At 71.0% G+C, this 24,410-nt stretch carries 24 protein-coding genes; 19 read left to right on the plus strand and 5 right to left on the minus strand.

The window, feature by feature from the left end; genetic code table 11:
- Nucleotides 1–91 precede the first annotated feature (91 nt).
- A complete protein-coding gene (locus tag ACWFR3_RS27745) occupies nt 92–463 on the plus strand; it encodes a VOC family protein (RefSeq protein ID WP_453737415.1) in 372 nt (123 codons plus the stop codon).
- On the opposite strand, the gene ACWFR3_RS27750 is transcribed toward ACWFR3_RS27745, so the two are convergent.
- A complete protein-coding gene (locus ACWFR3_RS27750; RefSeq protein ID WP_453737358.1) occupies nt 460–1,539 on the minus strand; it encodes a serine hydrolase domain-containing protein in 1,080 nt (359 codons plus the stop codon). The two genes, ACWFR3_RS27745 and ACWFR3_RS27750, sit on opposite strands and share 4 nt — an antisense overlap.
- On the minus strand, nt 1,536–2,360 hold the full coding sequence (locus ACWFR3_RS27755) for an IclR family transcriptional regulator (RefSeq protein ID WP_453737359.1): 825 nt from the start codon (nt 2,358–2,360) through the stop codon (nt 1,536–1,538). Before ACWFR3_RS27755 ends, ACWFR3_RS27750 begins: the two co-directional genes overlap by 4 nt.
- A gap of 96 nt (nt 2,361–2,456) precedes the next feature.
- Between ACWFR3_RS27755 and ACWFR3_RS27760 the strand changes: the two genes are divergently transcribed.
- From ACWFR3_RS27760 to ACWFR3_RS27780, 5 genes are read left to right on the plus strand one after another with little or no spacing between them, the layout of a single operon-like run.
- On the plus strand, nt 2,457–3,986 hold the full coding sequence (locus ACWFR3_RS27760) for an ABC transporter substrate-binding protein (RefSeq protein ID WP_453737360.1): 1,530 nt from the start codon (nt 2,457–2,459) through the stop codon (nt 3,984–3,986).
- A complete protein-coding gene (locus tag ACWFR3_RS27765) occupies nt 3,983–4,948 on the plus strand; it encodes an ABC transporter permease (protein WP_453737361.1) in 966 nt (321 codons plus the stop codon). The genes ACWFR3_RS27760 and ACWFR3_RS27765 overlap by 4 nt, the downstream gene beginning before the upstream one ends.
- Nucleotides 4,948–5,871, plus strand: coding sequence for an ABC transporter permease (locus tag ACWFR3_RS27770; protein WP_453737362.1), 924 nt, complete (start codon nt 4,948–4,950; stop codon nt 5,869–5,871). Before ACWFR3_RS27765 ends, ACWFR3_RS27770 begins: the two co-directional genes overlap by 1 nt.
- Nucleotides 5,868–6,665, plus strand: coding sequence for an ATP-binding cassette domain-containing protein (locus ACWFR3_RS27775; protein ID WP_453737363.1), 798 nt, complete (start codon nt 5,868–5,870; stop codon nt 6,663–6,665). The genes ACWFR3_RS27770 and ACWFR3_RS27775 overlap by 4 nt, the downstream gene beginning before the upstream one ends.
- Nucleotides 6,662–7,477, plus strand: coding sequence for an ATP-binding cassette domain-containing protein (locus ACWFR3_RS27780; protein WP_453737364.1), 816 nt, complete (start codon nt 6,662–6,664; stop codon nt 7,475–7,477). Before ACWFR3_RS27775 ends, ACWFR3_RS27780 begins: the two co-directional genes overlap by 4 nt.
- Nucleotides 7,478–7,500: 23 nt before the next feature.
- On the opposite strand, the gene ACWFR3_RS27785 is transcribed toward ACWFR3_RS27780, so the two are convergent.
- Nucleotides 7,501–8,460 (minus strand): ROK family protein, encoded by a 960-nt coding sequence (locus tag ACWFR3_RS27785; RefSeq protein ID WP_453737365.1) that lies wholly within the window; start codon nt 8,458–8,460, stop codon nt 7,501–7,503.
- On the opposite strand from ACWFR3_RS27785, the gene ACWFR3_RS27790 reads away from it, so the two are divergent.
- The 3 genes from ACWFR3_RS27790 to ACWFR3_RS27800 are packed head-to-tail and all read left to right on the plus strand — an operon-like array spanning nt 8,459 to nt 10,813.
- A complete protein-coding gene (locus ACWFR3_RS27790; protein ID WP_453737366.1) occupies nt 8,459–9,262 on the plus strand; it encodes a creatininase family protein in 804 nt (267 codons plus the stop codon). The genes ACWFR3_RS27785 and ACWFR3_RS27790 overlap by 2 nt on opposite strands.
- 49 nt (nt 9,263–9,311) lie before the next feature.
- Entirely contained in the window at nt 9,312–10,439 is a 1,128-nt protein-coding gene (locus ACWFR3_RS27795; protein ID WP_453737367.1) for a mandelate racemase/muconate lactonizing enzyme family protein, read from the plus strand.
- Complete coding sequence (locus tag ACWFR3_RS27800; RefSeq protein ID WP_453737368.1) at nt 10,436–10,813, plus strand: RidA family protein; 378 nt, start codon at nt 10,436–10,438, stop codon at nt 10,811–10,813. Before ACWFR3_RS27795 ends, ACWFR3_RS27800 begins: the two co-directional genes overlap by 4 nt.
- 36 nt (nt 10,814–10,849) lie before the next feature.
- On the opposite strand, the gene ACWFR3_RS27805 is transcribed toward ACWFR3_RS27800, so the two are convergent.
- Complete coding sequence (locus ACWFR3_RS27805; RefSeq protein WP_453737369.1) at nt 10,850–11,551, minus strand: FadR/GntR family transcriptional regulator; 702 nt, start codon at nt 11,549–11,551, stop codon at nt 10,850–10,852.
- 223 nt (nt 11,552–11,774) lie between these two features.
- On the opposite strand from ACWFR3_RS27805, the gene ACWFR3_RS27810 reads away from it, so the two are divergent.
- Genes ACWFR3_RS27810 through ACWFR3_RS27845 form a run of 8 tightly spaced genes read left to right on the plus strand, consistent with a single transcriptional unit; the run spans nt 11,775 to nt 19,896 of the window.
- Nucleotides 11,775–12,872, plus strand: coding sequence for a sugar ABC transporter substrate-binding protein (locus ACWFR3_RS27810; protein WP_453737370.1), 1,098 nt, complete (start codon nt 11,775–11,777; stop codon nt 12,870–12,872).
- Between the two features lie 8 nt (nt 12,873–12,880).
- Nucleotides 12,881–14,497, plus strand: coding sequence for a sugar ABC transporter ATP-binding protein (locus ACWFR3_RS27815; RefSeq protein ID WP_453737371.1), 1,617 nt, complete (start codon nt 12,881–12,883; stop codon nt 14,495–14,497).
- The gene (locus ACWFR3_RS27820) at nt 14,490–15,527 is read left to right on the plus strand and encodes an ABC transporter permease (protein ID WP_453737372.1); all 1,038 of its coding nucleotides are present in this window, start codon (nt 14,490–14,492) and stop codon (nt 15,525–15,527) included. The genes ACWFR3_RS27815 and ACWFR3_RS27820 overlap by 8 nt, the downstream gene beginning before the upstream one ends.
- 59 nt (nt 15,528–15,586) lie before the next feature.
- Entirely contained in the window at nt 15,587–16,942 is a 1,356-nt protein-coding gene (locus tag ACWFR3_RS27825) for an L-fuconate dehydratase (protein ID WP_453737373.1), read from the plus strand.
- 23 nt (nt 16,943–16,965) lie between these two features.
- Nucleotides 16,966–17,721, plus strand: coding sequence for an SDR family NAD(P)-dependent oxidoreductase (locus ACWFR3_RS27830; RefSeq protein ID WP_453737416.1), 756 nt, complete (start codon nt 16,966–16,968; stop codon nt 17,719–17,721).
- The gene (locus tag ACWFR3_RS27835; RefSeq protein WP_453737374.1) at nt 17,718–18,731 is read left to right on the plus strand and encodes an aldo/keto reductase; all 1,014 of its coding nucleotides are present in this window, start codon (nt 17,718–17,720) and stop codon (nt 18,729–18,731) included. The genes ACWFR3_RS27830 and ACWFR3_RS27835 overlap by 4 nt, the downstream gene beginning before the upstream one ends.
- Nucleotides 18,728–19,042: an L-rhamnose mutarotase gene (locus ACWFR3_RS27840; protein ID WP_453737375.1), complete on the plus strand. Its 315-nt coding sequence runs from the start codon at nt 18,728–18,730 to the stop codon at nt 19,040–19,042. The genes ACWFR3_RS27835 and ACWFR3_RS27840 overlap by 4 nt, the downstream gene beginning before the upstream one ends.
- Entirely contained in the window at nt 19,027–19,896 is an 870-nt protein-coding gene (locus tag ACWFR3_RS27845) for an amidohydrolase family protein (RefSeq protein ID WP_453737376.1), read from the plus strand. The genes ACWFR3_RS27840 and ACWFR3_RS27845 overlap by 16 nt, the downstream gene beginning before the upstream one ends.
- Before the next feature lie 40 nt (nt 19,897–19,936).
- Here ACWFR3_RS27845 and ACWFR3_RS27850 read toward each other — a convergent pair whose 3' ends face one another.
- A complete protein-coding gene (locus ACWFR3_RS27850) occupies nt 19,937–21,355 on the minus strand; it encodes a lipase maturation factor family protein (RefSeq protein WP_453737377.1) in 1,419 nt (472 codons plus the stop codon).
- 81 nt (nt 21,356–21,436) lie between these two features.
- Here ACWFR3_RS27850 and ACWFR3_RS27855 point away from each other — a divergent pair, with 81 nt between their 5' ends.
- Nucleotides 21,437–23,545: a SpoIIE family protein phosphatase gene (locus ACWFR3_RS27855; protein ID WP_453737378.1), complete on the plus strand. Its 2,109-nt coding sequence runs from the start codon at nt 21,437–21,439 to the stop codon at nt 23,543–23,545.
- Nucleotides 23,546–23,549: 4 nt separating this feature from the next.
- Nucleotides 23,550–24,410: an Fpg/Nei family DNA glycosylase gene (locus ACWFR3_RS27860; RefSeq protein WP_453737379.1), complete on the plus strand. Its 861-nt coding sequence runs from the start codon at nt 23,550–23,552 to the stop codon at nt 24,408–24,410.

The raw sequence follows: 24,410 nt of genomic DNA on the forward strand, positions 1-24,410 counted from the left end.
ATCGAGGCCCGCCCGGCTGCCTGCGCTGTCTGTGCTGTCCGCGCTGTCTGTGCCGTCGCGCCCCGGAGCATCGCCGGGCACACTGGCCGGCATGCCCGTCTCGCTGCATCACATCGTCATCGACGCCCATGATCTGCCCGCCCTGGCCCGGTTCTGGGCCGGGGCTCTGGGGTGGCGGATCCTGTCCGAGCGGGAGCGCGAGGTCGTGATCGGGCCGGATGTGAACGCGCCCGTGGGGATCTGCTTCATGCCGGTGAGCGATCGTAAGGTCGTCAAGAATCGGTTGCATCTTGATCTGACGGCCCCGGCGGAGGACCGGGACGCCGAGATCGAGCGGTTGCTTGCCCTTGGGGCGCGCAGGGCGGACGTCGGGCAGAGCGGTCAGGAGTCGTGGACCGTCCTTGTCGACCCTGAGGGGAACGAGTTCTGCGTGGTTCGTCCGAAGGAGACGCTCATCGGTTAGGGGCCGGGGGCGAGGCGGGCCGTTCTGTGGTGGAACGCGCGGCGTACGGCCGGGAAGCGTCTGCCGTCGCGGCGTGGGTGTACCCGGTTGGCGAGCAGGACGTGGAAGCGTCCGGCGGCCGTGTCCACCCAGAGGCTGGTGCCGGTGAATCCCGTGTGGCCGTACGAGTCGGGCCCCATCGCACCGCCGACCGGTGAGGCGACCGGGTCCTGCCCCTGCCAGCCCAGGCAGCGGCGCAGGTTGAGTCCCTCGGTGTGACACTTCGTCATCTGTGAGTAGGCGGCGGGGCCCAGGAGTCCGTCGCCGCCCCTGACCAGAGCCGCTCCCAAGCGTTGGAGGTCGGAGAGCGGGGCGAACAGTCCGGCGTGGCCCGCGATGCCGCCCAGGACGACGGCGTTCTCGTCGTGCACCTCGCCCGTCACCAGGTGCCCGCGCCAGTCGCAGTGCTCCGTCGACACCGCGTGCGCCCGGTCCTCGGGGTGCGGGGTGAAGGTCAGTCCGGTCAATTGCAGTGGTTCGGAGACCAGTTGGGTGACAAGGGCGTCCAGGGGCTGTCCGCCCGCTGCCTCGGCGAGCAGGCCGAGCAGGATGAAACCGGCCGACGAGTACCAGACCGCCGTGCCCGGCCGCGTCGCGAGGGGGAGCGCGCGCAGGCCGTCGAGGAGTTCCCGGCGTGTGGGGAAGGTGCGGTAGAGCGGCACGCCGCCCGGTAGTCCCGAGGTGTGGGCGAGGAGTTGGCCGACCGTGATCCCGGCCTTGTCCGTGCCGCGGTAGGACGGCAGGAGTTCCTGGAGTGGGTCCGTGAGGGACAGGGCGCCGCGCTCGGCCAGGGCGAGTACCACCAGGCCGACCACGGGTTTGGTCACCGAGGCCAGGTCCCACAGTTCGGTGCCGTCGAGCGCGGGGCCGCCCCAGCGGCGGGTGCCCAGGTGGCCGGAGTCGATGATGCCGTCCGCGGTGCCCACGGACCAGGCCGCCGCGGAGAACAGTCTGTGGTCGCGGGCCTCTGCCAGCAGGTCGCGGGGGGTGCCGAGCGTGTCGCGGGGAGAGCCGAGCGTGTCGCGGGGTGCGCTCATTCGCGTACCAGCCCGAGCAGTGAACTCCCGCCGGAGGACGACGAGATGAGGCCCGCCGCCGCCCGCACCATGGGGCCGAACAGGGCCACGCTCTCCGCGTCCAGCGTGAACGTCGGGCCGACGATGCCCACCGCGCCCACCGGGCGGCCGTCCGCCCCGATGACCGGCGCCGCCACGCCCCGTACGTCCGGTTCGGTGCACTCGTCGTCCAGTGCGTATCCCCGGGCGCGGACGTCGGTCAGCGCGGTGAGCACGGCCGCCGGATCGGTGACCGTCTGCGGAGTCCTGGCCGGCAGAGCCGCCGAGCCCAGGATCTGCGCGGCCTCCTCCTCCGGCAGGGCGGAGAGCATCGCAAGGCCGACCGCGCTGCAGTGCAGCGGGACCGTGCCGCCGGCCCGCACGGCGAGGCGGTAGGTGTCCGCCGCCTCGGACTGGGCCAGGTGCACGGCGGTGTTCGCGTCGCGTACCGAGTAGTGCGCCACGTGTCCCGTACGCAGGCGCAGATCGGCCAGGACGGGCCGGGTCAGGCGCAGTTCGGGGCTGTCGGCGAGCGCGGTCGCCGCGAGGCCGAGCAGCCGTGGGCCCGCGCGGTACTTGCCGCCCGGCAGCGCGACCGCGTAGCCGTTGTCGGCGAGCGTGCCGAGGAGCCGGTGCACCGTGGGCTTGGGCAGCCCGGTGTACGCCGCGAGGTCCGCGAGCCGGTGCGGGCCGTCCGGGCGCACGAGCGCGTCGAGGACCTCAAGGGCCTTGTCGACGGGGCCCTTGGCGCCGGCCCGTGTGTCCGCCGCGGTGGTGATCCGGGTGTTGACCGCCTTCGTCATGTCGCTTAGCTTAACCCAACCGCGTTCCGGTGAACGGAACGATCGTACTGTTCGATGGAACATTGAAAGGGTGCGTGGCGCGTGACCCATCCAGGTATGTCACGTCGTAGAGCCCTACGGCTGGGAGCACTTGCCGTTCCCGCTCTCGCCGTCCCCGTGGCGCTCACCGGCTGCGGGTCCGGGGCGGGCGGCGTGCGGAGCGGGACCCTTCGGGTGGCGCAGGCCGAGGACCCCTCGACCCTCGATCCGCACAAACAGGGCGACATGATCACCATGAACGTCCTGATCAACATCTTCGACACCCTGACCGCACGGGACGCCCGCGGCCGGCTCGCACCCCGCCTCGCGCTGTCCTGGTCCGCACGCTCGAAGAACACCTGGCGCTTCAAGCTGCGCCGCGGTGTGCGCTTCCACAACGGCGAGCCCTGCGACGCGGCGGCCGTCAAGTTCAGCATCGAGCGGATCCTCGATCCGGCCACGCGCTCGCCGATCGTCGAACTGCGTTACGTGAAGCGTGTGTCCGTCGTCGACGCGCACACCGTGGACATCCACACCAGCCAGCACGATCCGATCCTGCCGGCCAAGCTCTCGCTGTTCGGCGGTGTCGTCGTGCCGCCCAAGCATCTTGCCGAGGTCGGTGATGACGACTTCGCCCGGCATCCCGTCGGCACCGGCCCTTTCCGCTTCACCGGCTGGCGGCGCGACCGCGAGCTGAAGATGCGGCGCAACACCGGGCACTTCCACGGCACTCCGGACGTCGAGGAACTCGTCTTCACCCCGCTGCCCAACCCCGCGTCCGCGCTGGCCGCCCTGCAGAGCGGCGAGGTGGACCTGGTCACCGGGCTCACCCCGGACGCCGCACGGCAGCTCTCCGGATACGGGGGCGTGGAGCTGGAGAACCACCCCGGCACCCGGACCGCCTACCTCAATCTCGACACGCAGGTGGGGCCGCTGCGCGACCGCAGGGTGCGGCAGGCCCTCAACCACGCGGTTGACGTGCCCCTGCTCATCGACGCCGTGCTCGACGGGAAGGCCCGCGAGGTGCCCGCCATGATCCCGCACGGCACCTTCGGCTTCGACGAGTCGCTGCGGCCCTACCGCCGCTCCCTGCGCACCGCACGCAAACTCCTCGCCGACGCCGGACACCCCGACGGCTTCTCCACCACCCTCACCGCGTCCAACACCGACGCCCAGGTCGCCGAGGCGATATCGGGACTGCTCGCCAGGGTCGGCATCCGGGCCCGCGTCGAACTCCTCGACCCCGGCACCTTCTCCTCCCGCCTCACCTCGAAGAACCGGCACGCGCTCGGACCGCTGTACCTCGCCGCGAGCTCCGTATGGACGCTCGACGGCAGCAGCATGCTCCAGTCCATCGTGCGCAGCGACCGGCGCCAGAGCCGCTGGAAATCCGAGCACGCCGACCACCTCATCGACGCCGAGGAACTGTCCGTCAGCCCGAAGGAGCGGACGAAGGCCTTCGCCGAACTGCAGCAACTCATGCTCGACGAGGCGCCGTTCGTGCCGCTCTACCAGCAGGACATCATCCTGGCGCGCACCACCCGCGCCCAGTGGACCCCCATCGTCAACGGCGCTCTGGCCATGGAGAGCGCGGAGGTTTCCCGATGAGCCGGACAGCGGCCGTGACGAGCCGGACAGCGGTCGTGCCACCCCTGCTGCGGCAGATCGCGGCACGCCTGGGCACGGCGATCGGCGTCCTGTTCGCCGTCGCCACCATCGCCTTCCTCCTCGTACGACTCTCCGGCGACCCCGTCACGCAACTCCTGCCGCCCGATGCCACTCAGGCCCAGGAGAACACCCTGCGCGCGCAACTCGGCCTGGACCGGCCGCTGATCGCGCAGTACGGCGACTACCTGTGGGGGCTGCTCCACCTCGACCTCGGCGACTCCCTCGTGCACGGCCGGCCGGTCGCCGAGGTGCTCGCCGAGCGGCTGCCCGCCACCCTCCAGCTCGCCCTCGGCGCCATGGTCATCACGCTCGTGGTGGCGGTGCCCGCCGGTATCTACGCGGCGATGCGGCGCGGCCGTGCCGGGGACACCTCCGTGATGACCGCCGTCCTGCTCGGCCAGTCGACGCCGCCCTTCTGGATCGGCATCCTGCTCATCCTGGTCTTCTCCGTACAGCTCAAGGCGCTGCCCGCGTCCGGCTACGGCACCTTCGCGCACCTGGTGCTCCCGGCCATCACCCTGGCCGTCTACTCGGTCGCCGTGATCGCCAGACTGCTGCGCTCCTCCCTCATCGACGTGCTCGGCTCCGACCACATCCGCACCTCACGCGCCAAGGGCCTCAGCCCCGGCAAGGTCGTCCTCGCCCACGGACTGCGCAACGCCGCCCTGCCGACCGTCACCGTGATCGGCCTGGAGTTCGGCGGACTGCTCGGCGGCGCCATCCTCACCGAGCAGGTCTTCTCCTGGCCGGGCATCGGACGGCTCACGGTCGAGGCCATCTCGCACCGCGACTTCCCGATGGTGCAGGCGGCCGTCCTCTTCTTCGCGGCGGCCTTCGTCCTCGTCAATCTGCTCGTCGACCTGTCCTACAGCCTCCTCGACCCGAGAGTGCGGGCCCAGTGATGACCACCACCCCTCAGATGTCCGACGAGACGGCCGCCGCACCCCTGCCGCCCGAGAAGACACGCCTCATACGTTCCGCCGCCCTGCGTACACTGCTGCGCAACCGCCTGGCTGCCGTCGCACTCGGCGTCCTCGCCCTGATGGTGCTCGCCGCGGTGTTCGCCCCTCTGCTCGCGCCCCACGACCCGGCCGCCCAGAACCTCCTCGTCCGGCTCAAGCCCCCGGCCTGGCAGGACGGCGGCAGCACAAGCCACCCGCTCGGCACCGACCAGCTCGGCCGCGACCTGCTGTCCCGGGTCATCTACGGCTCGCGCATCTCGCTGCTCGTCGGCATCGGCGCGGCCCTGCTCGCCGGAGTCGCGGGCGCGGCCTGCGGCCTGTTCGCCGGGTACCGCGGCGGCCGGTTCGACCGGCTCCTGATGCGGGCCGCCGACATCCAACTGGCCTTCCCCTCGCTCCTCCTAGCGCTCGCCATCGTGGGCTTCCTGGGCTCGGGCCTGTGGAACGTGGTGCTCGTCCTCGGGTTCACCGGCTGGGTCTCGTACGCCCGGGTGGTGCGCGCCGAAGTGCTCTCCCTGCGCTCGCGCGACTACATCACCCAGGCCCGCGCCACCGGCGTACGCGACCTCACCATCCTGCGCCGCCACCTTCTGCCCAATGTGATGGCGCCGCTGGCGACCATCGGCACCCTGCACATCGCGGCCGCCATCGTCGCCGAGGCCTCGCTCAGCTATCTGGGGCTCGGCGTCCCCAAGGAGACCGTCACCTGGGGCGCGATGCTCGCCGACGGCCAGCTCTACCTCGGCACCGCCTGGTGGATCGCGGTGTTCCCCGGACTCGCCCTGATGCTCACCTCGCTGTCCATCAACATCACCGGTGACGCCCTGCGGGACGTCGCAGACCCGAAGGCGTACCGCCGATGACCCCTCTCCTCCAGATCAAGGACCTGTCCGTCGACTTCCGGCTCGGCTCCGGTCCCGTGCACGCCGTGCGCGGCGTCAGTCTCGACCTGCACGCGGGCGAGACCCTGGCCGTGGTCGGCGAGTCGGGCAGCGGCAAGTCCGCCACCCTGCTCTCCGTCCTTCGGCTCAACCCCGAACCGCCCTGCGTCTACACCGGCGGCGAGATCCGCCTCGACGGCCGTGACCTGCTCGCCCTGTCGGAGAAGGAGCTGCGGTCGGTCCGCGGCAACGACATCGCCATGATCTTCCAGGACCCGATGACCAGCCTCGATCCGCTGCAACGGGTGGGCCGCCAGGTCGCAGAGGTGCTCCAGCGGCACCGGGGCGCATCGCGCGCCGAGGCCCGCGAGGAGGCGGTACGCGCCCTCGGCGAGGTGGGCATCCCCGAGCCCGAGCGCCGCGCCCGCCAGTACCCGCACGAACTCTCCGGCGGCCTGCGCCAACGCGTGATGATCGCGACCGCGCTCGTCGGACGGCCCCGGGTCCTGATCGCCGACGAGCCGACCACCGCCCTCGACGTCACCGTGCAGCGCCAGATCCTCGAACTCCTCGACGAACTGCGCGAACGGCACGGCATGGCCGTCGTACTGATCACCCACGACCTGGGCGTGGTGGCCGAGACCGCCGACCGGGTCGTGGTGATGCACCACGGCCGGGTCGTGGAGAGCGGCCACGTCGCCGACGTGTTCGAGGACCCGCAGCAGGACTACACCCGGCGCCTTCTCGCCGCGACCCCCCGACTGGAGTCGGCATGACGACGCTGCTCGAACTGACGGGACTGCGCAAGGAGTTCGGCTCCGGCGAAGGCATGACCGTCGCCGTCGACGACGTCTCGCTGACCGTCACCGAGGGAGAGACGCTGGCCCTGGTGGGCGAGTCCGGGTCCGGGAAGACCACCCTCACGCGACTGCTCCTCGCGCTCACCGAACCGACCGCGGGAAGCGTCCGGTTCGAGGGCCGAGAGCTGGCCGCTCTGCCCGCCGCCGAACTGCGCCGGATGCGCGCCCACATGCAGGTGGTCCTTCAGGACCCGTACTCCAGCATGAACCCGCGCCTGCGCATCACCGACATCGTCGCCGAACCCCTCGTCACCCACGACGCCTCCTACCGGGGCCGGCGGGGCAGGGCCCGGCTGCGGGAGCGGGTGGGCGAGCTCCTGACGCGGGTCGGCCTCGACGCGGGACTGCAGGACCGCTATCCGCACGAGTTCTCCGGCGGCCAGCGCCAGCGCATCTCGATCGCGCGTGCGCTCGCGCCCGAGCCGCGCATCGTGGTCCTGGACGAACCCACCAGCGCACTCGACGTGTCCGTGCAGGCCCGGGTCCTGGACCTGCTCACCGAGTTGCAGCAGCGCCTCGGCCTGACCTATGTGTTCGTCTCGCACAATCTGGCCGTCGTCCAGCAGGTCGCCGACCGGGTGGCCGTCATGCGCCACGGCAAGATCGTCGAGACCGGCACCGCGGACGCCGTCCTCAAACACCCGCAGCACCCCTATACGAGGGAGCTGCTCGCCGCGGTGCCACGGCCCGACGGCTACCGCACGCGGCGGACGGCGAGGGCCCGGTGAGAGGTCCGAGGGAACGGGCCGAGCTACGCGTGGGTCAGGACGAGACCGGCCCCGCCGAGCAGCGCCACGTCGTCCGGGCCCACCTCGCCGAGCAGGGCGCGCGGCGGCTCGGCGGTCGACCAGGCGGTGTCCCGGCGCAGCCGCTCCTCGATGCGGGCCCGGAAGGGTTCACCGCCCTCGCGTGCCTCGCCGTGCAGCACGAACAGGCCCGGTGCGAAGAGCTGCTGCACGTTCACCAGGCCCAGGGCGAGGTTGTCCGCGTACTCCTCGACGAGGGAGCGGGCCGCGGTGTCGGTCCGGCCCGCGAGGTCCGCGAGGGTTTCCACCCCGGCCAGGCCCGCGGACCGGGCTCGCTGCCGCAGCCAGCGGGTGGTCGCCATGGTCTTCCAGCAGCCGCGGGCCCCGCAGGTGCAGGGTTCGCCGCTGGCCGCCACCGTCATATGGGCGCCGCTGCGGCCGCCGTGCGGGGCCAGGACCGCGCCCTCGTAGAGAATGCCGACCCCGAGGACCTCGCCGGTCGACACCGAGGCGAAGGTACGGCGGCCACGGCCCGCCCCGAACCAGCGGTCGCCCAGGACCTGCAGCCGGGCCCGGTGCTCCACATGCACGGGCACGCCCACCAGGTCGCGCAGCACGGCCGCCACCGGATAGCCGTGCAGCGCGGGTACGTCATTGGCCTCCAGGACGGTGCCCGTCTCCGGGTCCACCAGGCCGGCCGCCGCGACCCCGATGCCGTCCGGTGTGCGGCCGGGTCCGGTGAAGCACGCCCCGGCCGCCTCCCGCAGCGCGTCGTCCACGCAACCGCGCGGGCCGCTCGCGTCGAAGGCCGTCTCGGTGCGGTGCAGCAGCTTGCCCGCGCGCGAGACCAGGGCTGCCCGGACCACTCCGGGCAGCAGCTCCACCGCGCCGAGGGCCGGGCGCGGCGCGGGTGGCCGCGGCGCCGGGTCGGGGACAAGGCGCAGCGGGGGACGTTCAACAGCCATGCGCAGACTCTGCCACGGCACGATCCGAGGAGACAGACCGGTGCTTGACCTGACCGAGCTCACCTGGCGCCAGACCCGGGATGCGGGGCGCGGCGGCATCGCGCTGCTGCCCATCGGCTCCCAGGAACAGCATGCCGAGCATCTGCCGATGGGCACGGACACCCTGCTCGCGAGCGCTGTCGTGGACCGCGCGGCGGCCCTGCTCGCGGCCGACGGGGACGGCGGACCGCAGGTCGTACGGCTGCCCGTGCTGCCCTACGGACACAGCCCGCACCACCTCTTCGCCGCCGCGGTCTCGCTGTCGGCGGCGACTCTCGGGGCGGTACTGGGCGACATTTTGAGCTCACTGAGCCGCAGCGGCTTCAGCCGGATCATGATCGTCAACGGTCATGGCGGCAACGACGAGGTGATGCGCCTGGCCATCAAGGAGTTCGCCCTGCACACGGATGTCGCCCTGGCCGCCTGCTCGTACTGGAGCCTCGGCGAGGGCGACGACGCGGGGCGGCCCGAGGTGACGCCGGGCCATGCGGGCTGGTTCGAGACCTCCCTGATGCTGGCCGCGCACCCGGACCTGGTGACGACCCCGCTGCCGGTGCGCGAGCCGGTGCAGCCGCCGCCCCTGTTCGACCGGCCACCGCATCCCGGCCTGAGCGTCGAGCGGTACGGCGAATGGGAGCGGGTGGGCGGGGCCACCGACGACCCCTCCGGAGCCGACGGGGAGCGGGGCGGGCGGTTGCTCGACGCGCGGGCGGTGCAGCTGGCGGAGGCGATCCGGGCCTTCGACGCGGCGACCCGGCCGTAGGCCCGGCGAACGAAAAGTGAACGAGAACGAGAACGGACCGAGGAGACCCTTGAAGATCACCGATGTCGATGTGCAGGTCGTCAACCTGCCCCTGACCAACCCGTTCACCAGCTCCTTCGAGACCAAGACCGGCGAGACCCGCACCGTGGTGCGGATCCGTACCGACGACGGTCTGGTCGGCTGGGGCGAGACGATGTGGGGGCAGCCCGTCGCCGCACTCGTACGCAAGCTCGCGGGCGACCTCATAGGCACCAGCCCTTTCGCCCTTGAGTCCTTCCACCGCAAGCAGCACATGGTGCCGTTCTTCCACGGCTACCTCGGCTACGCCGCCATCGCCGCCCTCGACGTGGCCTGCTGGGACCTGATGGGCAAGGCCAGCGGCCACTCGGTGACCGATCTCCTCGGCGGGGCGGTGCGCGACCAGGTCCCGCTGACGGCGCTGATCACCCGCGCGGACGCGGGCGGCGCGACCGGTCAGGAACTCGGCCCGGCGCTGGCCGAACACACCGCCAAGGTCGTCGCCGAGGGCGGCTTCCGGGCGGTGAAGCTGAAGGGCACCACCGACATCGACGGCGACGTGCGGATCCTGCGCGCCATCCGTGAGGTGCTCCCCGCGGTCAAACTGCGGGTCGACCCGAACGCGGCGTGGTCGGTGCCGGACACGGTGAGCGCGGGCCGGGCCCTGGAGGACCTCAACCTCGAATACCTGGAGGACCCCTGCGTCGGCATCGAGGGCATGAGCCAGGTCCACGCGCAGGTCCGCATTCCGCTCTGCACCAACATGTGCGTGGTCCGCTTCGAGGACTTCGCACCGGCGATGCGGCTGCGGGCCGTCGACATCATCCACGGTGACGTCTACAAGTGGGGCGGCATCGCACCCACCAAGGCCCTGGCCGCGCACTGCGAGACCTTCGGCCTCGGCATGAACCTGCACAGCGGCGGCGAACTGGGCATCGCCACCGCGGCGCATCTGGCGGTGGTGGCAAGCACGCCGGTCCTCAACCGGGCCATCGACTCCATGTACTACCTCCACGCCGACGACATCATCGAGCCCCTCGAACTGAACGAGGGCAGTCTCACCGTGCCGCAGGGCGTCGGCCTGGGCGTCACGGTCGACGAGGACAAGCTCCGGCACTACGCCGGGGTCAACGAGCGCGAGGGAGACCTGACCGGATGACGACCGAGATCCGCACCGCCGCCGCCCCGCGGCCCGCCGGCGCCTACAGCCAGGGCATCGAGGCATCCGGCATCGTCTGGACGGCGGGCTTCGGCCCCCAGGACCCGGCCACGGGCGCCGTCGCCGACACGGTCGGCGCCCAGACGACCCAGGTCCTGCGCAACGTCGAGGCCGTACTCAAGGAGCAGGGCCTGACTCTGGCGGACGTGGTCAAGACGACCGTCCACCTGCAGCATCTGCGCCGGGACTTCCAGGAGTTCAACGAGGCCTACGAAAAGTCCTTCACCGCCCCGTACCCGACCCGCACCACGGTCGGCTCGGACTTGATGGACATTCTCGTGGAGATCGACGTGGTGGCGGTCCGCCGGCCCTGATCCCTTTCGCCCGGCGGGCGCGGTTTCGGGCGGGCCCTACCCGTCCAACTGCGCCCGCAGCCACTCCTCGACCTCTCCCACGTGCGCCGCCGCCGCGGCCCTGGCCGCTTCCGGGTCGCGGGCCACCAGGGCACGGTGGATGCGTGCGTGCTCGCGGCGGGTGCGTTCGAAGGCGTCCTCTTCCTGGTAGCCGCGCCATACCCGGGCGCGGAAGGTGCGTGAGGACAGGCCCTCCAGGATCGCCGCCATCGTGTCGTTGCCCGCCGCGAAGGCGATCGTGCGGTGGAACGCCAGGTCGTGGGAGAGGATCTCCTCCGGGTCCTCCGTGGCGTTCATCGCCTCCAAGTGCTTTTCCACGTCGGCCAGTTGGTCGGGCGTGATGCGTGCCGCCGCCAGCGCGGTCGCCGTGGATTCGAGTACCCGGCGTACCTCGAGGAGTTCCACCAGGCGCGGGCCGCGCGACAGGTCGGCCACCACCCCGAAGGTCTCCAGGAGATCCCCGGCCTCAAGCTGGGTGACGTAGATGCCCGAGCCGTGCCGGGCCTCCAGGACGCCCATCACCGTCAGCGCGCGGATCGCCTCCCGCATGGAGCTGCGCGAGATGCCCAGCTGGGCGGCCAAGTCGCGTTCCGTGGGCAGGCGTTCGCCCGGCTCCAGGCGGCCCTCGCCGATCATCGTCTTGATCTGCTCGATGGCCCGCCCGGTCACGGTGCCCTTCTGCGGGGCGGTCTGGTCCACGTGACGCTCCTCCACTAGCCGAGTGCGCCGCAGTCTAACCAGAGATGTGGTCCGACCACTACGGCTCAAAACCCGGAAAACTTGGCGACGAGGGGTGTTGTGAGCGTGAAGTGGTCTGATAAATATTCGCCCATCAGTCGCTGGGACTCGCCAGGACTTCGTCCGATCCCGATCGATCAACGCTCGATCCACACTCGACTCACGTTCGATGAGGAGCCGTCAGATGGCCGGCAGAACAGTGCGCGACAGGACAAGCAACAGGTCCAGCAGGGCGGGTATTTCGCGGGCGGCACGGATCGCCGCCGCGGCGGCCTGCGCGTCCCTCGTGCTCACGGCATGTGGCAGTACGACGGACAACGCGGCGCCCGCGGGCGGCGAGGGCGGCGGAGAGGGCAAGGTGGGGGTGATCCTGCCCCTGCTGACCTCGCCGTTCTGGCAGTCGTACAACGACTACGTGCCGAAGATGGCGAAGTCCGAGGACGTCGACACGAACAAGACCGTCAACTCCAACAGCGACCCCTCGCAGCAGATCACCGACATCAACAACCAGCTCAACCAGGGAGTCAAGGGGCTCGTCGTCGCGCCCCTCGACAGCGCCGCGATCTCCGCCGGCCTCGACCAGGCCGAACGCAAGGGCGTGCCCGTGGTCGCCGTCGACGTCGCCCCCGAGAAGGGCAAGGTCGCGATGGTCGTGCGGGCCAACAACGTCGCGTACGGCGAGAAGGCCTGCGACTACCTCGGCGACCAGGTCAAGACCGGCAAGGTCGTCCAGATCATGGGAGACCTCGCTTCCGTCAACGGCCGCGAGCGCTCCGAGGCGTTCCGCACCTGCGTGAAGAAGAAGTACCCGGGGCTCAAGGTCCTGGAGATCCCCGCCAAATGGGAGTCCGACACGGCCGCCTCCAAGCTGGACACGCTGCTCAACTCCAACCCCGACATCAAGGGCATCTACATGCAGGCGGGCGGCGTCTATCTCGCACCCACCCTGCAGACCCTGAAGTCCAAGGGGATGCTGAAGAAGACGGGTGAGAAGGGCCACATCACCGTCATCTCGAACGACGGCATCCCGCAGGAGTTCGACGCCATCCGCAAGGGCCAGATCGACGCCACCGTCTCGCAGCCCGCCGACGCGTACGCCAAGTACGGGATGTACTACATCAAGGCCGCGATGAACGGGAAGAAGTTCAAGCCCGGCAAGACCGACCACGACTCCACCATCGTGAAGCTGCCCAGCGGCATCCTCGAGGACCAGCTGCCCGCACCCCTGGTCACCAAGGAGAACGTGGACGACTCCAAGCTGTGGGGCAACTCGGTCAAATGAGTGCGCCGATGAGCAAGCCCCCCACCCCCGGGCCGACGGCGCCGACCGCGCTCGTCGAAGCGACCGGCATAGTCAAACGGTACGGACCCACCGTCGCGCTGCAGGACGGACAGCTGACCGTCCTGCCCGGTGAGTCCCACGCCCTCGTCGGCCGCAACGGCGCGGGCAAGTCGACCCTCGTCACCATCCTCACCGGACTCCAGGCCCCGGACGCGGGCACCGTCCTCTTCGACGGCGAGCCCGCGCCGCCGCTCGCCGACCGCGACGCCTGGCGCCGCAAGGTGGCCTGCGTCTACCAGAAGCCCACCGTCGTACCCGACCTCACCGTCGCCGAGAACCTCTTCATCAACCGGCAGCCCGAAGGCCGCGGCGGCTTCATCAGCTGGCGCAAGCTGCATGCTCAGGCCGCGGAGGTGCTCGACACCTGGGACGTGCGGGTCGATCCGGACGCGCGCACCGCCGACCTCAAGGTCGAGGACCGCCAAATGGTGGAGATCGCACGTGCGTTGAGCTTCGGCGCCCGCTTCATCGTCCTGGACGAGCCCACCGCGCAGCTCGACAACCGTGAGATCGAGCGGCTCTTCACGCGTATGCGGGCCCTCCAGGAATCCGGCGTCACCTTCCTCTTCATCTCGCACCACCTCCAAGAGGTGTACGAGGTGTGCCAGACCGTCACCGTCCTGCGCGACGCCCGCTGGATCACCACCGCCCCCGTGGCCGATCTGCCGCGCGCCGCCCTGGTCGAGGCGATGGCGGGCGAGGCACTTCAGGAGAAGGAGGCCGCCGAGGAATCGGTGGCCCGGACCGAGGTCCCCGCCGACGCCCCGGTGATGCTCGACGTCAAGGGCCTCACCAGCGAGTCGTACGCGGACATCGACCTGACCGTCCGCAAGGGCGAGGTCGTCGGCCTCGCCGGATCCAGCGGCAGCGGCAAGATCAATCTGGCCGAGGCCATCGCGGGCCTGCACACGCCGAGCGGCGGCAGCGCTCAACTCGACGGCAAGCAGCTGCCGTTCGGCGACGTGACCGCCACGCTGCGGGCCGGCGTCGGCTGTGTTCCGCGCGACCGGCACGACCAGGGCCTGGTCTTCGGCATGACGATCGGCGACAACGCCACGATGAGCGTCCTCGACCGCCTCGGCAAATACGGCTTCGTCGGCACCGAACGCAAGCGCGGCTTCGCCGAGGAGCTGATCGACCGCCTCGACATCCACGCCGAGGGCCCCGGCCAGCCCGTGTCCGACCTCTCCGGAGGCAACGCCCAGAAGGTCGTCATGGCGAGGGCGCTGGCCTCCGACCCCCGGCTCCTCGTCCTCATCAACCCCACCGCGGGCGTGGACGTGAAGTCCAAGGAGTCACTGCTCGCCCGCATGGACAACGCCCGCGACGACGGCACCGCCGTCCTCGTCGTCTCCGACGAACTGGACGACCTGCGCCGCTGCGACCGCGTCCTGGTCCTCTTCCACGGCAGGGTCGTGGCGGAGCACGCGGCGGGCTTCACCGACCACGACCTGATCGCTTCGATCGAGGGGGTGGGCGAGACGCGCCCCGAAAGGGGCGCGGGGAACTGCGCGACAAGCCCCCACCGGCCCGCAGCCAGAGAACAAGGAGACTTCCGTGGCTGACCTCAAAGCCCCGGCCACACAGTCCGCCCCCGCAGGGAAACGCCCCGCCGAAGCCCGCGCAGCAAAAAGCATGGTCCTCCGCCGGGCCAGGGAACTGGCCCTCGTCCCCGCACTGCTGCTGCTCATGCTCCTCGGCACCCTGGTGAACGACTCGTTCCTCACCGAGCGCAACCTCATCTCGATCCTGGGCGCCTCCGCCGCCCTCGCCATGGTCGTGCTCGCCGAGTCCCTCGTCCTCATCACCGGCAAGTTCGACCTGTCCCTCGAATCGGTCGTCGGCATCGCGCCCGCCGTCGGCGCACTGCTCGTACTGCCCGCCGCACAGGCCGGATTCGGCACCGAGATGCCCGCCGCGGTGGCGCTGCTCGCGATCCTCGTCGTCGGCGCGGTCATCGGCGCCTTCAACGGCATCCTCGTGGTGAAGCTCAAGCTCAACGCGTTCATCGTCACGCTCGCCATGCTGATCGTGCTGCGCGGCCTGCTCGTCGGCGCGACCAAGGGCAAGACGCTCTTCGGGATGCCCGAGGCCTTCTACACCCTCGCCACCTCGACGTTCCTGACCATCCCGCTCTCGGTGTGGCTGGCCGCCGTCTCCTTCGGCGTCGCGGGATTCGTTCTCAAGTACCACCGGGTGGGGCGCGCGCTGTACGCGATCGGCGGCAACGCGGACGCGGCCCGCGCGGCCGGCATCCGTGTCGAGCGCGTGATGCTCGGCGTGTTCGTCGTGGCCGGCACTCTCGCCGCCGTCGGCGGACTCATGCAGACCGGCTACGTCGGCGCGATCAACGCCAACCAGGGCCAGAACATGATCTTCACGGTGTTCGCGGCCGCGGTCATCGGCGGCATCAGCCTCGACGGCGGCAAGGGCACCATGTTCGGCGCCCTCACCGGCGTCCTGCTGCTCGGCGTCGTACAGAACCTGCTCACACTCGCCCAGGTGCCTTCCTTCTGGATCCAGGCCATCTACGGCGGAATCATCCTGGTCGCCCTGATGATCGCGCGCGTCACCACAGGCCGCGCACAGGACTGACCCCGCTCCGGGTTCCCCGCCGTACCCCGCCTCCTTGCCCCTTTCCGGAAAGGCCTCCTGTGTCCCCGACCTCCGCCCGCATCATCGCGGTAGACACCTACGACGTACGGTTCCCGACCTCGCGTGAGCTGGACGGATCCGACGCGATGAACCCGGACCCCGACTACTCCGCCGCCTATGTGGTCCTGCGCACCGATGCCGACGACGGTCTGGAGGGGCACGGCTTCACCTTCACCATCGGGCGCGGCAACGACGTCCAGGTCGCCGCGATCCAGTCGCTGCGCCACCACGTGCTCGGCCGGTCCGTCGAGGAACTGTGCGCCGATCCGGGGACGCTGAGCCGCGACCTGATCGGGGACAGCCAGCTGCGCTGGCTCGGGCCCGAGAAGGGCGTGATGCACATGGCCATCGGCGCGGTGGTCAACGCGCTGTGGGATCTGGCGGCCAAGCGCGCACGCAAACCGCTGTGGCGGTTCCTGGCCGATGCCGAGCCCCGGTGGCTGGTCTCCCAGATCGACTTCCGCTACATCTCCGACGCCATCACCCCGCAAGAGGCCCTGGAACTGCTGCAGTCGGGCAGACAGGGAGCCGCCGAGCGCGAGGTCTCGCTGCGCGAGCGCGGCTACCCCGGCTATACGACGTCGCCGGGCTGGCTCGGCTACAGCGACGAGAAGCTGACCCGCCTCGCCCGCCAGGCCGTGGCGGACGGCTTCACCCAGATCAAGCTGAAGGTCGGCGCGGACCTGGCGGACGACGTACGCCGCTGCCGTACCGCCCGTGAGGCCATCGGCCCCGGCATCCGGATGGCGATCGACGCCAACCAGCGCTGGAACGTCGACGAGGCCGTGGAATGGACGCGCGCACTCGCGGAGTTCGACCCGTACTGGGTCGAGGAGCCGACCAGTCCCGACGACGTGCTCGGCCACGCGGCGATCCGCAAGGCGGTCGCCCCGGTCAAGGTCGCCACCGGCGAGCACGTGCAGAACCGCATCGTGTTCAAGCAGCTCCTGCAGGCCGGTGCGATCGACGTGCTGCAGATCGACGCGGCGCGCGTCGGCGGCGTCAACGAGAACCTGGCGATCCTGCTGCTCGCGGCCAAGTTCGGCACCCCGGTCTGCCCGCACGCGGGCGGGGTCGGCCTGTGCGAGCTCGTCCAGCATCTGTCGATGTTCGACTACGTGGCGCTCTCCGGGACCACCGAGAACCGTGTCATCGAGTACGTCGACCATCTCCACGACCACTTCATCGACCCGGTCGAGCTGCGCGAGGGCCACTACCTGGCACCCACCGCGCCGGGCTTCTCGGCCACCATGCGGGCCGAATCCCTCGCCGAATTCACCTATCCGGACGGCGCCTTCTGGGCCGCCGACCTCGCACACGGCAACCTCGCACACGGCAAAGGAGCAGCCGCATGACGGACGCCCATGACATCCATGACATCCAGGACTTCGCGGGCCTGAAGGCTCTTGTCACCGGGGGAGCCTCCGGCATAGGGCGGGCCACGGCCGAGCTCCTTGCCGCGCGCGGAGCCAGGGTGGCGGTGCTCGACCTTGATCCGGACAGCGTCGAGAAGCCGCTCACCGGCTACCGCGCCGACGTCTCCGACGACGCCTCTCTGCGCGAAGCCGTCGCCGCGGCCGCGGAGGACCTCGGCGGACTCGACGTACTGATCAACAATGCCGGGATCGGCGCGCAGGGCACCGTCGAGGACAACGACGACGACCAGTGGCACAAGGTGCTCGACGTGAACGTACTCGGGATCGTGCGCACCACCCGCGCCGCCCTGCCGCACCTGCGCGTCTCCACCCATGCGGCGATCGTCAACACCTGCTCGATCGCCGCGACCGCGGGCCTGCCGCAGCGCGCCCTGTACTCCGCGTCCAAGGGCGCGGTGCTCTCCCTGACGCTCGCCATGGCCGCGGATCACGTACGCGAGGGGGTGCGCGTCAACTGCGTCAACCCCGGCACCGTTGACACCCCCTGGGTCGGCCGCCTCCTGGACGCCGCGCCCGACCCGGCGGCCGAACGAGCCGCGCTCGCGGCCCGCCAGCCGACCGGACGCCTGGTCTCGGCGGACGAGGTCGCGGGCGCGATCGCCTACCTGGCGAGCCCGCTCTCCGGGGCCACCACCGGTACCGCGCTCGCCGTCGACGGCGGAATGCAGGGGCTGCGGCTCCGCCCGGCGGGCCAGTGAGCGCCCTGGCCCGGCGCGCCGTGGGCTCCGGCGGCGTCGAGGTGACCGAGCTGTCCTTCGGCGCCGCCGGCCTCGGCAACCTCTACACGCCGATCACCGACGAGGAAGCGGCCGCCGCCGTCGACGCGGCCCGGGACGCGGGCATCCGCTACTTCGACACCGCACCGCACTACGGCATCGGCCTGTCCGAGCGCAGGCTCGGCGCTGCGCTGCGGGCCCGCCCCCGGGAGACATACACGCTCTCGACCAAGGCGGGCCGCCTCCTCGAAGAGGTGGGGGAGCAGCCTGTGGGCGACGACCTCGCCCACGGCTTCGCCGTCCCCGCGACGCACCGCCGCGTCTGGGACTTCAGCGCGGACGGCATCCGCCGCTCCCTGGAGGCGAGCCTGACCCGCCTGGGCCTCGACCGCGTCGACGTCGTCTACCTCCACGACCCGGACGACCACGCCGAACAGGCCTTCCGGGAGGGCTACCCGGCCCTGGAGCGGCTGCGCTCCGAAGGCGTCGTCGGCGCGATCGGCGCGGGCATGAACCAGACGGCGATGCTCACCCGCTTCGTCCGTGACACGGACGTCGACGCCGTGCTGTGCGCGGGCCGCTACACGCTCCTGGACCAGAGCGCCCTGGCCGAACTGCTCCCCGCTGCGCAGGAGCACGGCACGGCGGTGGTCATCGGCGGCGTCTTCAACTCGGGCCTGCTCGCCGACCCCCGGCCCGGCGCGACCTACGACTACACGGCCGCAACCGGCGCGCTCCTGGACCGCGCCCGCCACCTGAAGGCGATAGCCGAACGGCACGGCACCACGTTGCGTGCGGCGGCCCTGGCCTTTCCCCGGGCCCACCCTGCGGTGGCCACCGTCCTGGTCGGCGCCCGTTCGCCCCACGAAGTCCGGGACGCCGCAGCGCAGTTCGCTTCCGCGATCCCCGCGGACTTCTGGAAGGAAGTCCGCGCCGAAGGGCTGCTGCCCGCCGACGCACCCGTCCCCGTTCCCGGAGAGGATCCCGCGTGAGAATCGCCCTGCACACCAAGGTGCGCGCCGACCGCGTCGCCGAGTACGACGCCGCGCACCGCGAAGTGCCCGCCGAGCTCGTCACCGCCATCCGCGCGGCGGGCGCCACCTCCTGGACGATCTGGCGCAGCGGCACCGACCTCTTCCACCTCCTGGAGTGCGAGGACTACGCCCGTATGCTCGCCGAGCTGGACAAGCTGCCGGTCAACATCGCCTGGCAGGCGCGTATGGCCGAGCTGCTCGACGTCGTCCACGACTACTCGGCCGGGGGCGCGGACGCGGGGCTGCCCGTCGTATGGGAGCTGCCGTGACACCGCACCCACCGCACATCGTCGACTCCCACCATCACGTGTGGGACCTCTCCGTACGTGACCAGGAGTGGATCACCGGCGACGTGCTCGCGCCGATCCGCCGCACCTTCTCCCTCGCCGACCTGCTGCCCGAGGCCCGCGCCGCCGGTGTCTTTGCGAGCGTGCTCGTCCAGACGGTCACCGTCCCCGAGGAGACCCCCGAGTTCCTCGCCCTGGCACAGGAGAGCGACCTGGTGGCAGGCGTCGTCGGATGGACCGACCTCACCCGCCCGGAAGTCGCCGACGCGCTCGCGGAGCTGCGTCAACTTCCGGGCGGTCAGCGCCTCGTGGGCATCCGGCACCAGGTCCAGGGCGAGCCCGACCCGCAATGGCTGCTGCGGCCCGATGTGCGCCGGGGCCTTGCCGCGGTCGGCGCGGCGGGGCTCGCCTATGACCTCGTCGTCCTGCCCCACCAGCTCTCCGCGTGCGTCAAGGCCGCTCAGGACCACCCTGAGCTCACCTTCGTCCTCGACCATCTGGGAAAGCCGCCCATCGCCTCCGGCGCCCTCGAACCCTGGGCCACGTCCGTCCGTTCGCTCGCCGCGCTCCCCAACACCGTCTGCAAACTCTCCGGCCTGGTGACCGAGGCCGACCCGAAGCAGTGGACGGTCGACGACCTGCGCCCGTACGCGGACACGGTCCTGGACGCTTTCGGCCCCGACCGGCTGATGTTCGGCTCGGACTGGCCGGTGTGCACCCTGGCGGCCACGTACGCGGAAGTCGTCGACGCGGCACGTCAGTTGACGGACTCGCTGAGCGAGAGCGAGCGCGCCGCCCTCTTCGCAGGGACCGCGAACCGCGTCTACGGCCTCTGACTCAGCGGGGCGCATCACTCGGCGAGGCGGGGCGAATCGCTCAGCGAGGCGAGTCGATACGCGTCGGCGGCAGGAACTCCCGCACATAGGTCCGCTCCCAGCAGGCGCCCGTCTCACGCAGCTGACGCCAGCTCGTAAAGCTGTAGCGGTACAGGCGGGCGCGGATGTAGGCGGGAGGCGCGTCCTGCGGGAACGGGACGTGGCGCAGCAGCCGCAGCGTGTCCCGGTCGCCTTCGAGGAGCCGCTCCACGAGCGGGCCGAACCACGACCTGGCGTAGGCGGGGGAGAGCGCGGCGAACCACATCATCCAGTCGAGCCGCAGATGGTAGGGCGCGAACTGCCGGGGCCAGCGCCGCACGTCACCCGGCTTGCCCTTGAACTCATACTCCCGCCAGTCGCAGTCCTGACGCGGCTTCGCGTCCGACGTGCCCTCGATGACCACCTCCTGGCGGACGCGGCTGACGCTGCCGAACGCGCCGTATGTATTGACGAGATGCAGCGGGTCGAAGGAGGTGTTCATGATCTGCCGCCGGGAGAACAGATTGCGTGCGGGCCGGTAGCTCAAGACCAGGAGCAGGACGGTCACCGCGATGACCACCACCTCGTACCAGAGCGGGGTGGTGGGGGAGTGGGACGGCGCCGCCGTGCTGCCGAAGTCCAGGACGGAGACGGCCAGCACGATCGTCATCCAGTTCAGCCAGCTGAAGTTCCCCGAGAGAACCAGCCACAGCTGGGTGACGATCATCAGGCAGGCCGCGGCCGTCGCGATCGGCTGCGGTGTGAACAGCAGTACGGGCACGACGAGTTGGGTGAAGTGGTTCGCCGCCACCTCCATCCGGTGCAGCGGCTTCGGCAGATGGTGGAAGAACCAGCTCAGCGGGCCCGGCATCGGCTGCGTCTCGTGGTGGAAGTCCAGACAGGTGAGCCTCCGCCAGCACGCGTCGCCGCGCATCTTGATCAGCCCGGCCCCGAACTCGACGCGGAAGAGCACCCAGCGCAGCAGGAAGAGCACGAGCACCGGTGGCGCCGTCTCGTCGTTGCCGAGGAAGACGGCGAGGAAACCCGTCTCCAGGAGCAGTGACTCCCAGCCGAAGCCGTACCAGGTCTGCCCCACGTTCACGATCGAGAGGTACAGGACCCACGGCACGAACCACAGCAGCATGCCGCCCCACAGGGGCAGGAGACTGTCGGCGCCCGCCAGGAGCGCGAGCGCGCAGGCGCAGCCCGCCCATGCGACGAGGGCGAAGAATCGGTCCGAGTAGTGCAGCTGGAAGAGGCTGGGCGCCTTCCGGAAGGGCACGCACTCGACATAGCGCGGCACCGGCAGCATGCCGCGCTCCCCGATCAGCGCACGGAACTGCAGCACCGCGCCCAGGAACGCGACGAGGTAGACGGCGGCGAGCGCTCGCTGGAAGACGAGGCGGCCGAGCCAGTACTGATCCGCGGTGAACCACTCCACAAGGCCATCTTGCGCCAATCGGTCCCTGTGACCCTCCCGGCGTGCGGGTTCGGGCCCGACAGCGAAGAATCTTGAAGTGTCATGACGCCCACGTCACTGCCGGACGACTGGCCAGCGGACCCGCGGTCGATCCTGGCGTTCAACAGCACAGGCTGCTTCGACTGGGACCTCGACAGCGGCCTGATGCATCTCGATGCCGCGGGCCACGAGGTCTTCGACGTGCATACCGACGAGTACGACGGCCGTCCGACGACCCTGGGCGTACGGGTGCCGCCGGCGGAGGCGCACCGCCTCGACGCTCATGTCTCGCACGCGCTCAAGGACGGCAGCGAGACCTATGGCCTCTACTTCCGCATCCGGCTGCGCGAGGGCGGTCTGCGCTGGACCCATACCCAAGGGTTCATCCACCGTGACGGGACGGGCCGCCCGTACCGCATCGTGGGCGTCGTGCGTGATGCCACCCAGGAACTGGGCGACAGCACGGCCCGGCACCAGCGTGCCGACGAGGAGGAGGACCGGCGCCGCCGTACGAGCATCGTGCAGGTCATCACGGCGGCCCTCGCGCACGCCCGTACCGTCCAGGACGTCATCGACGTGCTCAAGGACACCGACGGCCTCGCGCACCTGGGGGCGTCGAACCTGATCATGGCGCTGGTCGAGGCCGGGCGGATCCGGCTGGTCGCCGAGGGGCCCGTGGGCAGCTTCGTGCCGGGCACCAAATTCACCCGGGTCGACGAGCGGTATCCGATGAGCGACGCCGTGCGCACGCTCTCGCCGCGCTTCATCGAGACGGAGGCGGAGTTCGCCGCCTCGTACCCGGATCTGTGGCCGCACATCGACAAGCTGGGCATCTCCTCGGCCGCGTACCTCCCGCTGATCGCGCAGGCCAAGCCCATCGGCGTGCTCGGCCTGCTCTACCAGGAGAAGACCGGCTTCACCGAGGAGGAGCGCAACGTCCTGGTCGCCCTGGGCAGCGGCATCGCGCAGAGCCTGCAGCGCGCCATGTTCTACGAGCAGGAGAAGGACCTCGCCCAGGGCCTCCAGCAGGCGATGCTGCCCCGCAGCATCCCCGGCGTGTCCGGCGCCGACATCGCGGTCCGCTACCGCTCGGCGGCGCTCGGCCGGGACATCGGCGGCGACTGGTACGACGTGATCCCGCTGCCCGGCGGCCGCGTCGGGGCGGTCATCGGTGACGTACAGGGCCATGACACCCATGCGGCGGCCGTCATGGGCCAGCTGCGCATCGTGCTGCGCGCCTACGCCGCCGAGGGGCACCCGCCCGCCACCGTCATGGCCCGCGCATCGGGGTTCCTGCACGAGCTGGACACCGACCGCTTCGCGACCTGTCTCTACGCCGAGGCCGACCTGTCGACAGGGGTGGTCCAGGTGGTGCGGGCCGGCCACATCGACCCGCTCCTGCAGCAGACCGACGGGAGCTGCAACCGGGTGCCGGTCGACGGGGGGCTCCCGCTGGGCCTCTCGGCCGAGTTCGGCCGCCTGCAATATCCGGTCACCACCTTCGAAATCGACGCGGGCCAGACCCTGCTGCTCTTCACCGACGGCCTCATCGAGGAGCCGGGCGTCGACCTGGGTGACGGGCTGTGGGCCCTGGGCGAGCTCGCCCGCACGGGGCCGCGCGACCTCCAGCAGCTCGCCGACCGGCTCTGCTCGATCGTCGACGAGCGGGGCGGCGAGGACGACGCGGCGCTGCTGCTCCTGCGCCGCCGCCCGGACGACACGCCGCTGTCCGGCGGCCGCCTCCAGCAGCATGTCGGCCCCGGCGACCCGGAGGCCCTCGCCGAGGCCCGGCACATGATCCGCGCGGCCGTGCGCGCGTGGGGGGCCGGCGACGGCGCCGACGAGATCGAGCTGGCGGCCGACGAGATGATCACCAATGCCCTGATGCACACCGACGGCTCGGCGATCGTGACCCTGCGGGTCATCAGCGGCGGCGACCGGCGCCTGCGCATCGAGGTCGAGGACTCCTCCAGCGCACTGCCCCGCCGCAGGGAGGCGGGGGAATCAGGGGTTTCGGGGCGGGGGTTGCTCCTGGTGGACATGCTCGCGGACGAGTGGGGGGTCGAGTCGCGGGGCAGCGGAAAGTGCGTGTGGTGCGAGTTCATCGTGCCCGCGCGGGACGGCCGGGACCAGGGCGGGCGGACGGCGCCGCCGGACCACGATCAGGAGTGAGCGGATGCCGGAACTCCCCGAGGTCGAGGCGCTGCGCGCCTTCCTCACCGACCACCTCGTGGGCCACGAGATCGTCCGGGTGATGCCGGTGGCGATCAGCGTCCTGAAGACGTACGACCCGCCGCCGGGCGCACTCGAAGGGCGTACGGTCACGGCCGTGGCGCGCCACGGCAAGTTCCTCGACGTCGACGCGGACGGCCTGCACCTGGTCACCCACCTCGCCCGCGCGGGCTGGCTGCAATGGAAGGACCGCCTCCCCGACGGCCCGCCGCGGCCCGGCAAGGGCCCCCTCGCGCTGCGGGTCGCCCTGGAGACGGGGGAGGGCTTCGACCTGACGGAGGCGGGCACGCAAAAACGCCTCGCGGTGTACGTGACCGATGCCCCGGCACAGATCCCGGGCATCGCCCGTCTCGGCCCCGACCCGCTGGTCCCGGAGTTCGACGAGGAGCGCTTCGCCGGTCTCCTGGCGGGCGAACGCCGCCAGATCAAGGGGGCGTTGCGGGACCAGAGCCTGATCGCGGGCGTCGGGAACGCGTACAGCGACGAGATCCTGCACGCGGCCCGCATGTCCCCTTTCAAGCTCACCTCCAGCCTCACGAGCGAGGAGATCCACGGCTTGTACGCGGCGCTGCGGTCCACGCTGAGCGATGCGGTGGAGCGTTCGCGCGGGGTCGCGGCGGGCCGTCTCAAGGCGGAGAAGAAGAGCGGCATGCGGGTGCACGGCCGCACCGGCGAGCCGTGCCCCGTGTGCGGCGACACCGTGCGCGAGGTCTCCTTCAGCGACTCCTCGCTGCAGTACTGCCCCACGTGCCAGACGGGCGGCAAGCTCCTTGCGGACCGGAGGATGTCGCGGCTGCTGAAGTAG

The organism is Streptomyces sp. NPDC055189 (assembly GCF_053606765.1).

Coding starts and splice junctions, on each gene's coding strand:
- ACWFR3_RS27780 (WP_453737364.1), top strand. CDS start 6,662: ATGACGACGCTGCTCGAACTGACGGGACTGCGCAAGGAGTTCGGCTCC.
- ACWFR3_RS27750 (WP_453737358.1), bottom strand. CDS start 1,539: ATGAGCGCACCCCGCGACACGCTCGGCTCTCCCCGCGACACGCTCGGC.
- ACWFR3_RS27770 (WP_453737362.1), top strand. CDS start 4,948: ATGACCACCACCCCTCAGATGTCCGACGAGACGGCCGCCGCACCCCTG.
- ACWFR3_RS27860 (WP_453737379.1), top strand. CDS start 23,550: ATGCCGGAACTCCCCGAGGTCGAGGCGCTGCGCGCCTTCCTCACCGAC.
- ACWFR3_RS27800 (WP_453737368.1), top strand. CDS start 10,436: ATGACGACCGAGATCCGCACCGCCGCCGCCCCGCGGCCCGCCGGCGCC.
- ACWFR3_RS27855 (WP_453737378.1), top strand. CDS start 21,437: ATGACGCCCACGTCACTGCCGGACGACTGGCCAGCGGACCCGCGGTCG.
- ACWFR3_RS27810 (WP_453737370.1), top strand. CDS start 11,775: ATGGCCGGCAGAACAGTGCGCGACAGGACAAGCAACAGGTCCAGCAGG.
- ACWFR3_RS27765 (WP_453737361.1), top strand. CDS start 3,983: ATGAGCCGGACAGCGGCCGTGACGAGCCGGACAGCGGTCGTGCCACCC.
- ACWFR3_RS27815 (WP_453737371.1), top strand. CDS start 12,881: ATGAGCAAGCCCCCCACCCCCGGGCCGACGGCGCCGACCGCGCTCGTC.
- ACWFR3_RS27760 (WP_453737360.1), top strand. CDS start 2,457: ATGTCACGTCGTAGAGCCCTACGGCTGGGAGCACTTGCCGTTCCCGCT.
- ACWFR3_RS27745 (WP_453737415.1), top strand. CDS start 92: ATGCCCGTCTCGCTGCATCACATCGTCATCGACGCCCATGATCTGCCC.
- ACWFR3_RS27845 (WP_453737376.1), top strand. CDS start 19,027: ATGGGAGCTGCCGTGACACCGCACCCACCGCACATCGTCGACTCCCAC.
- ACWFR3_RS27785 (WP_453737365.1), bottom strand. CDS start 8,460: ATGGCTGTTGAACGTCCCCCGCTGCGCCTTGTCCCCGACCCGGCGCCG.
- ACWFR3_RS27755 (WP_453737359.1), bottom strand. CDS start 2,360: ATGACGAAGGCGGTCAACACCCGGATCACCACCGCGGCGGACACACGG.
- ACWFR3_RS27775 (WP_453737363.1), top strand. CDS start 5,868: ATGACCCCTCTCCTCCAGATCAAGGACCTGTCCGTCGACTTCCGGCTC.
- ACWFR3_RS27790 (WP_453737366.1), top strand. CDS start 8,459: ATGCGCAGACTCTGCCACGGCACGATCCGAGGAGACAGACCGGTGCTT.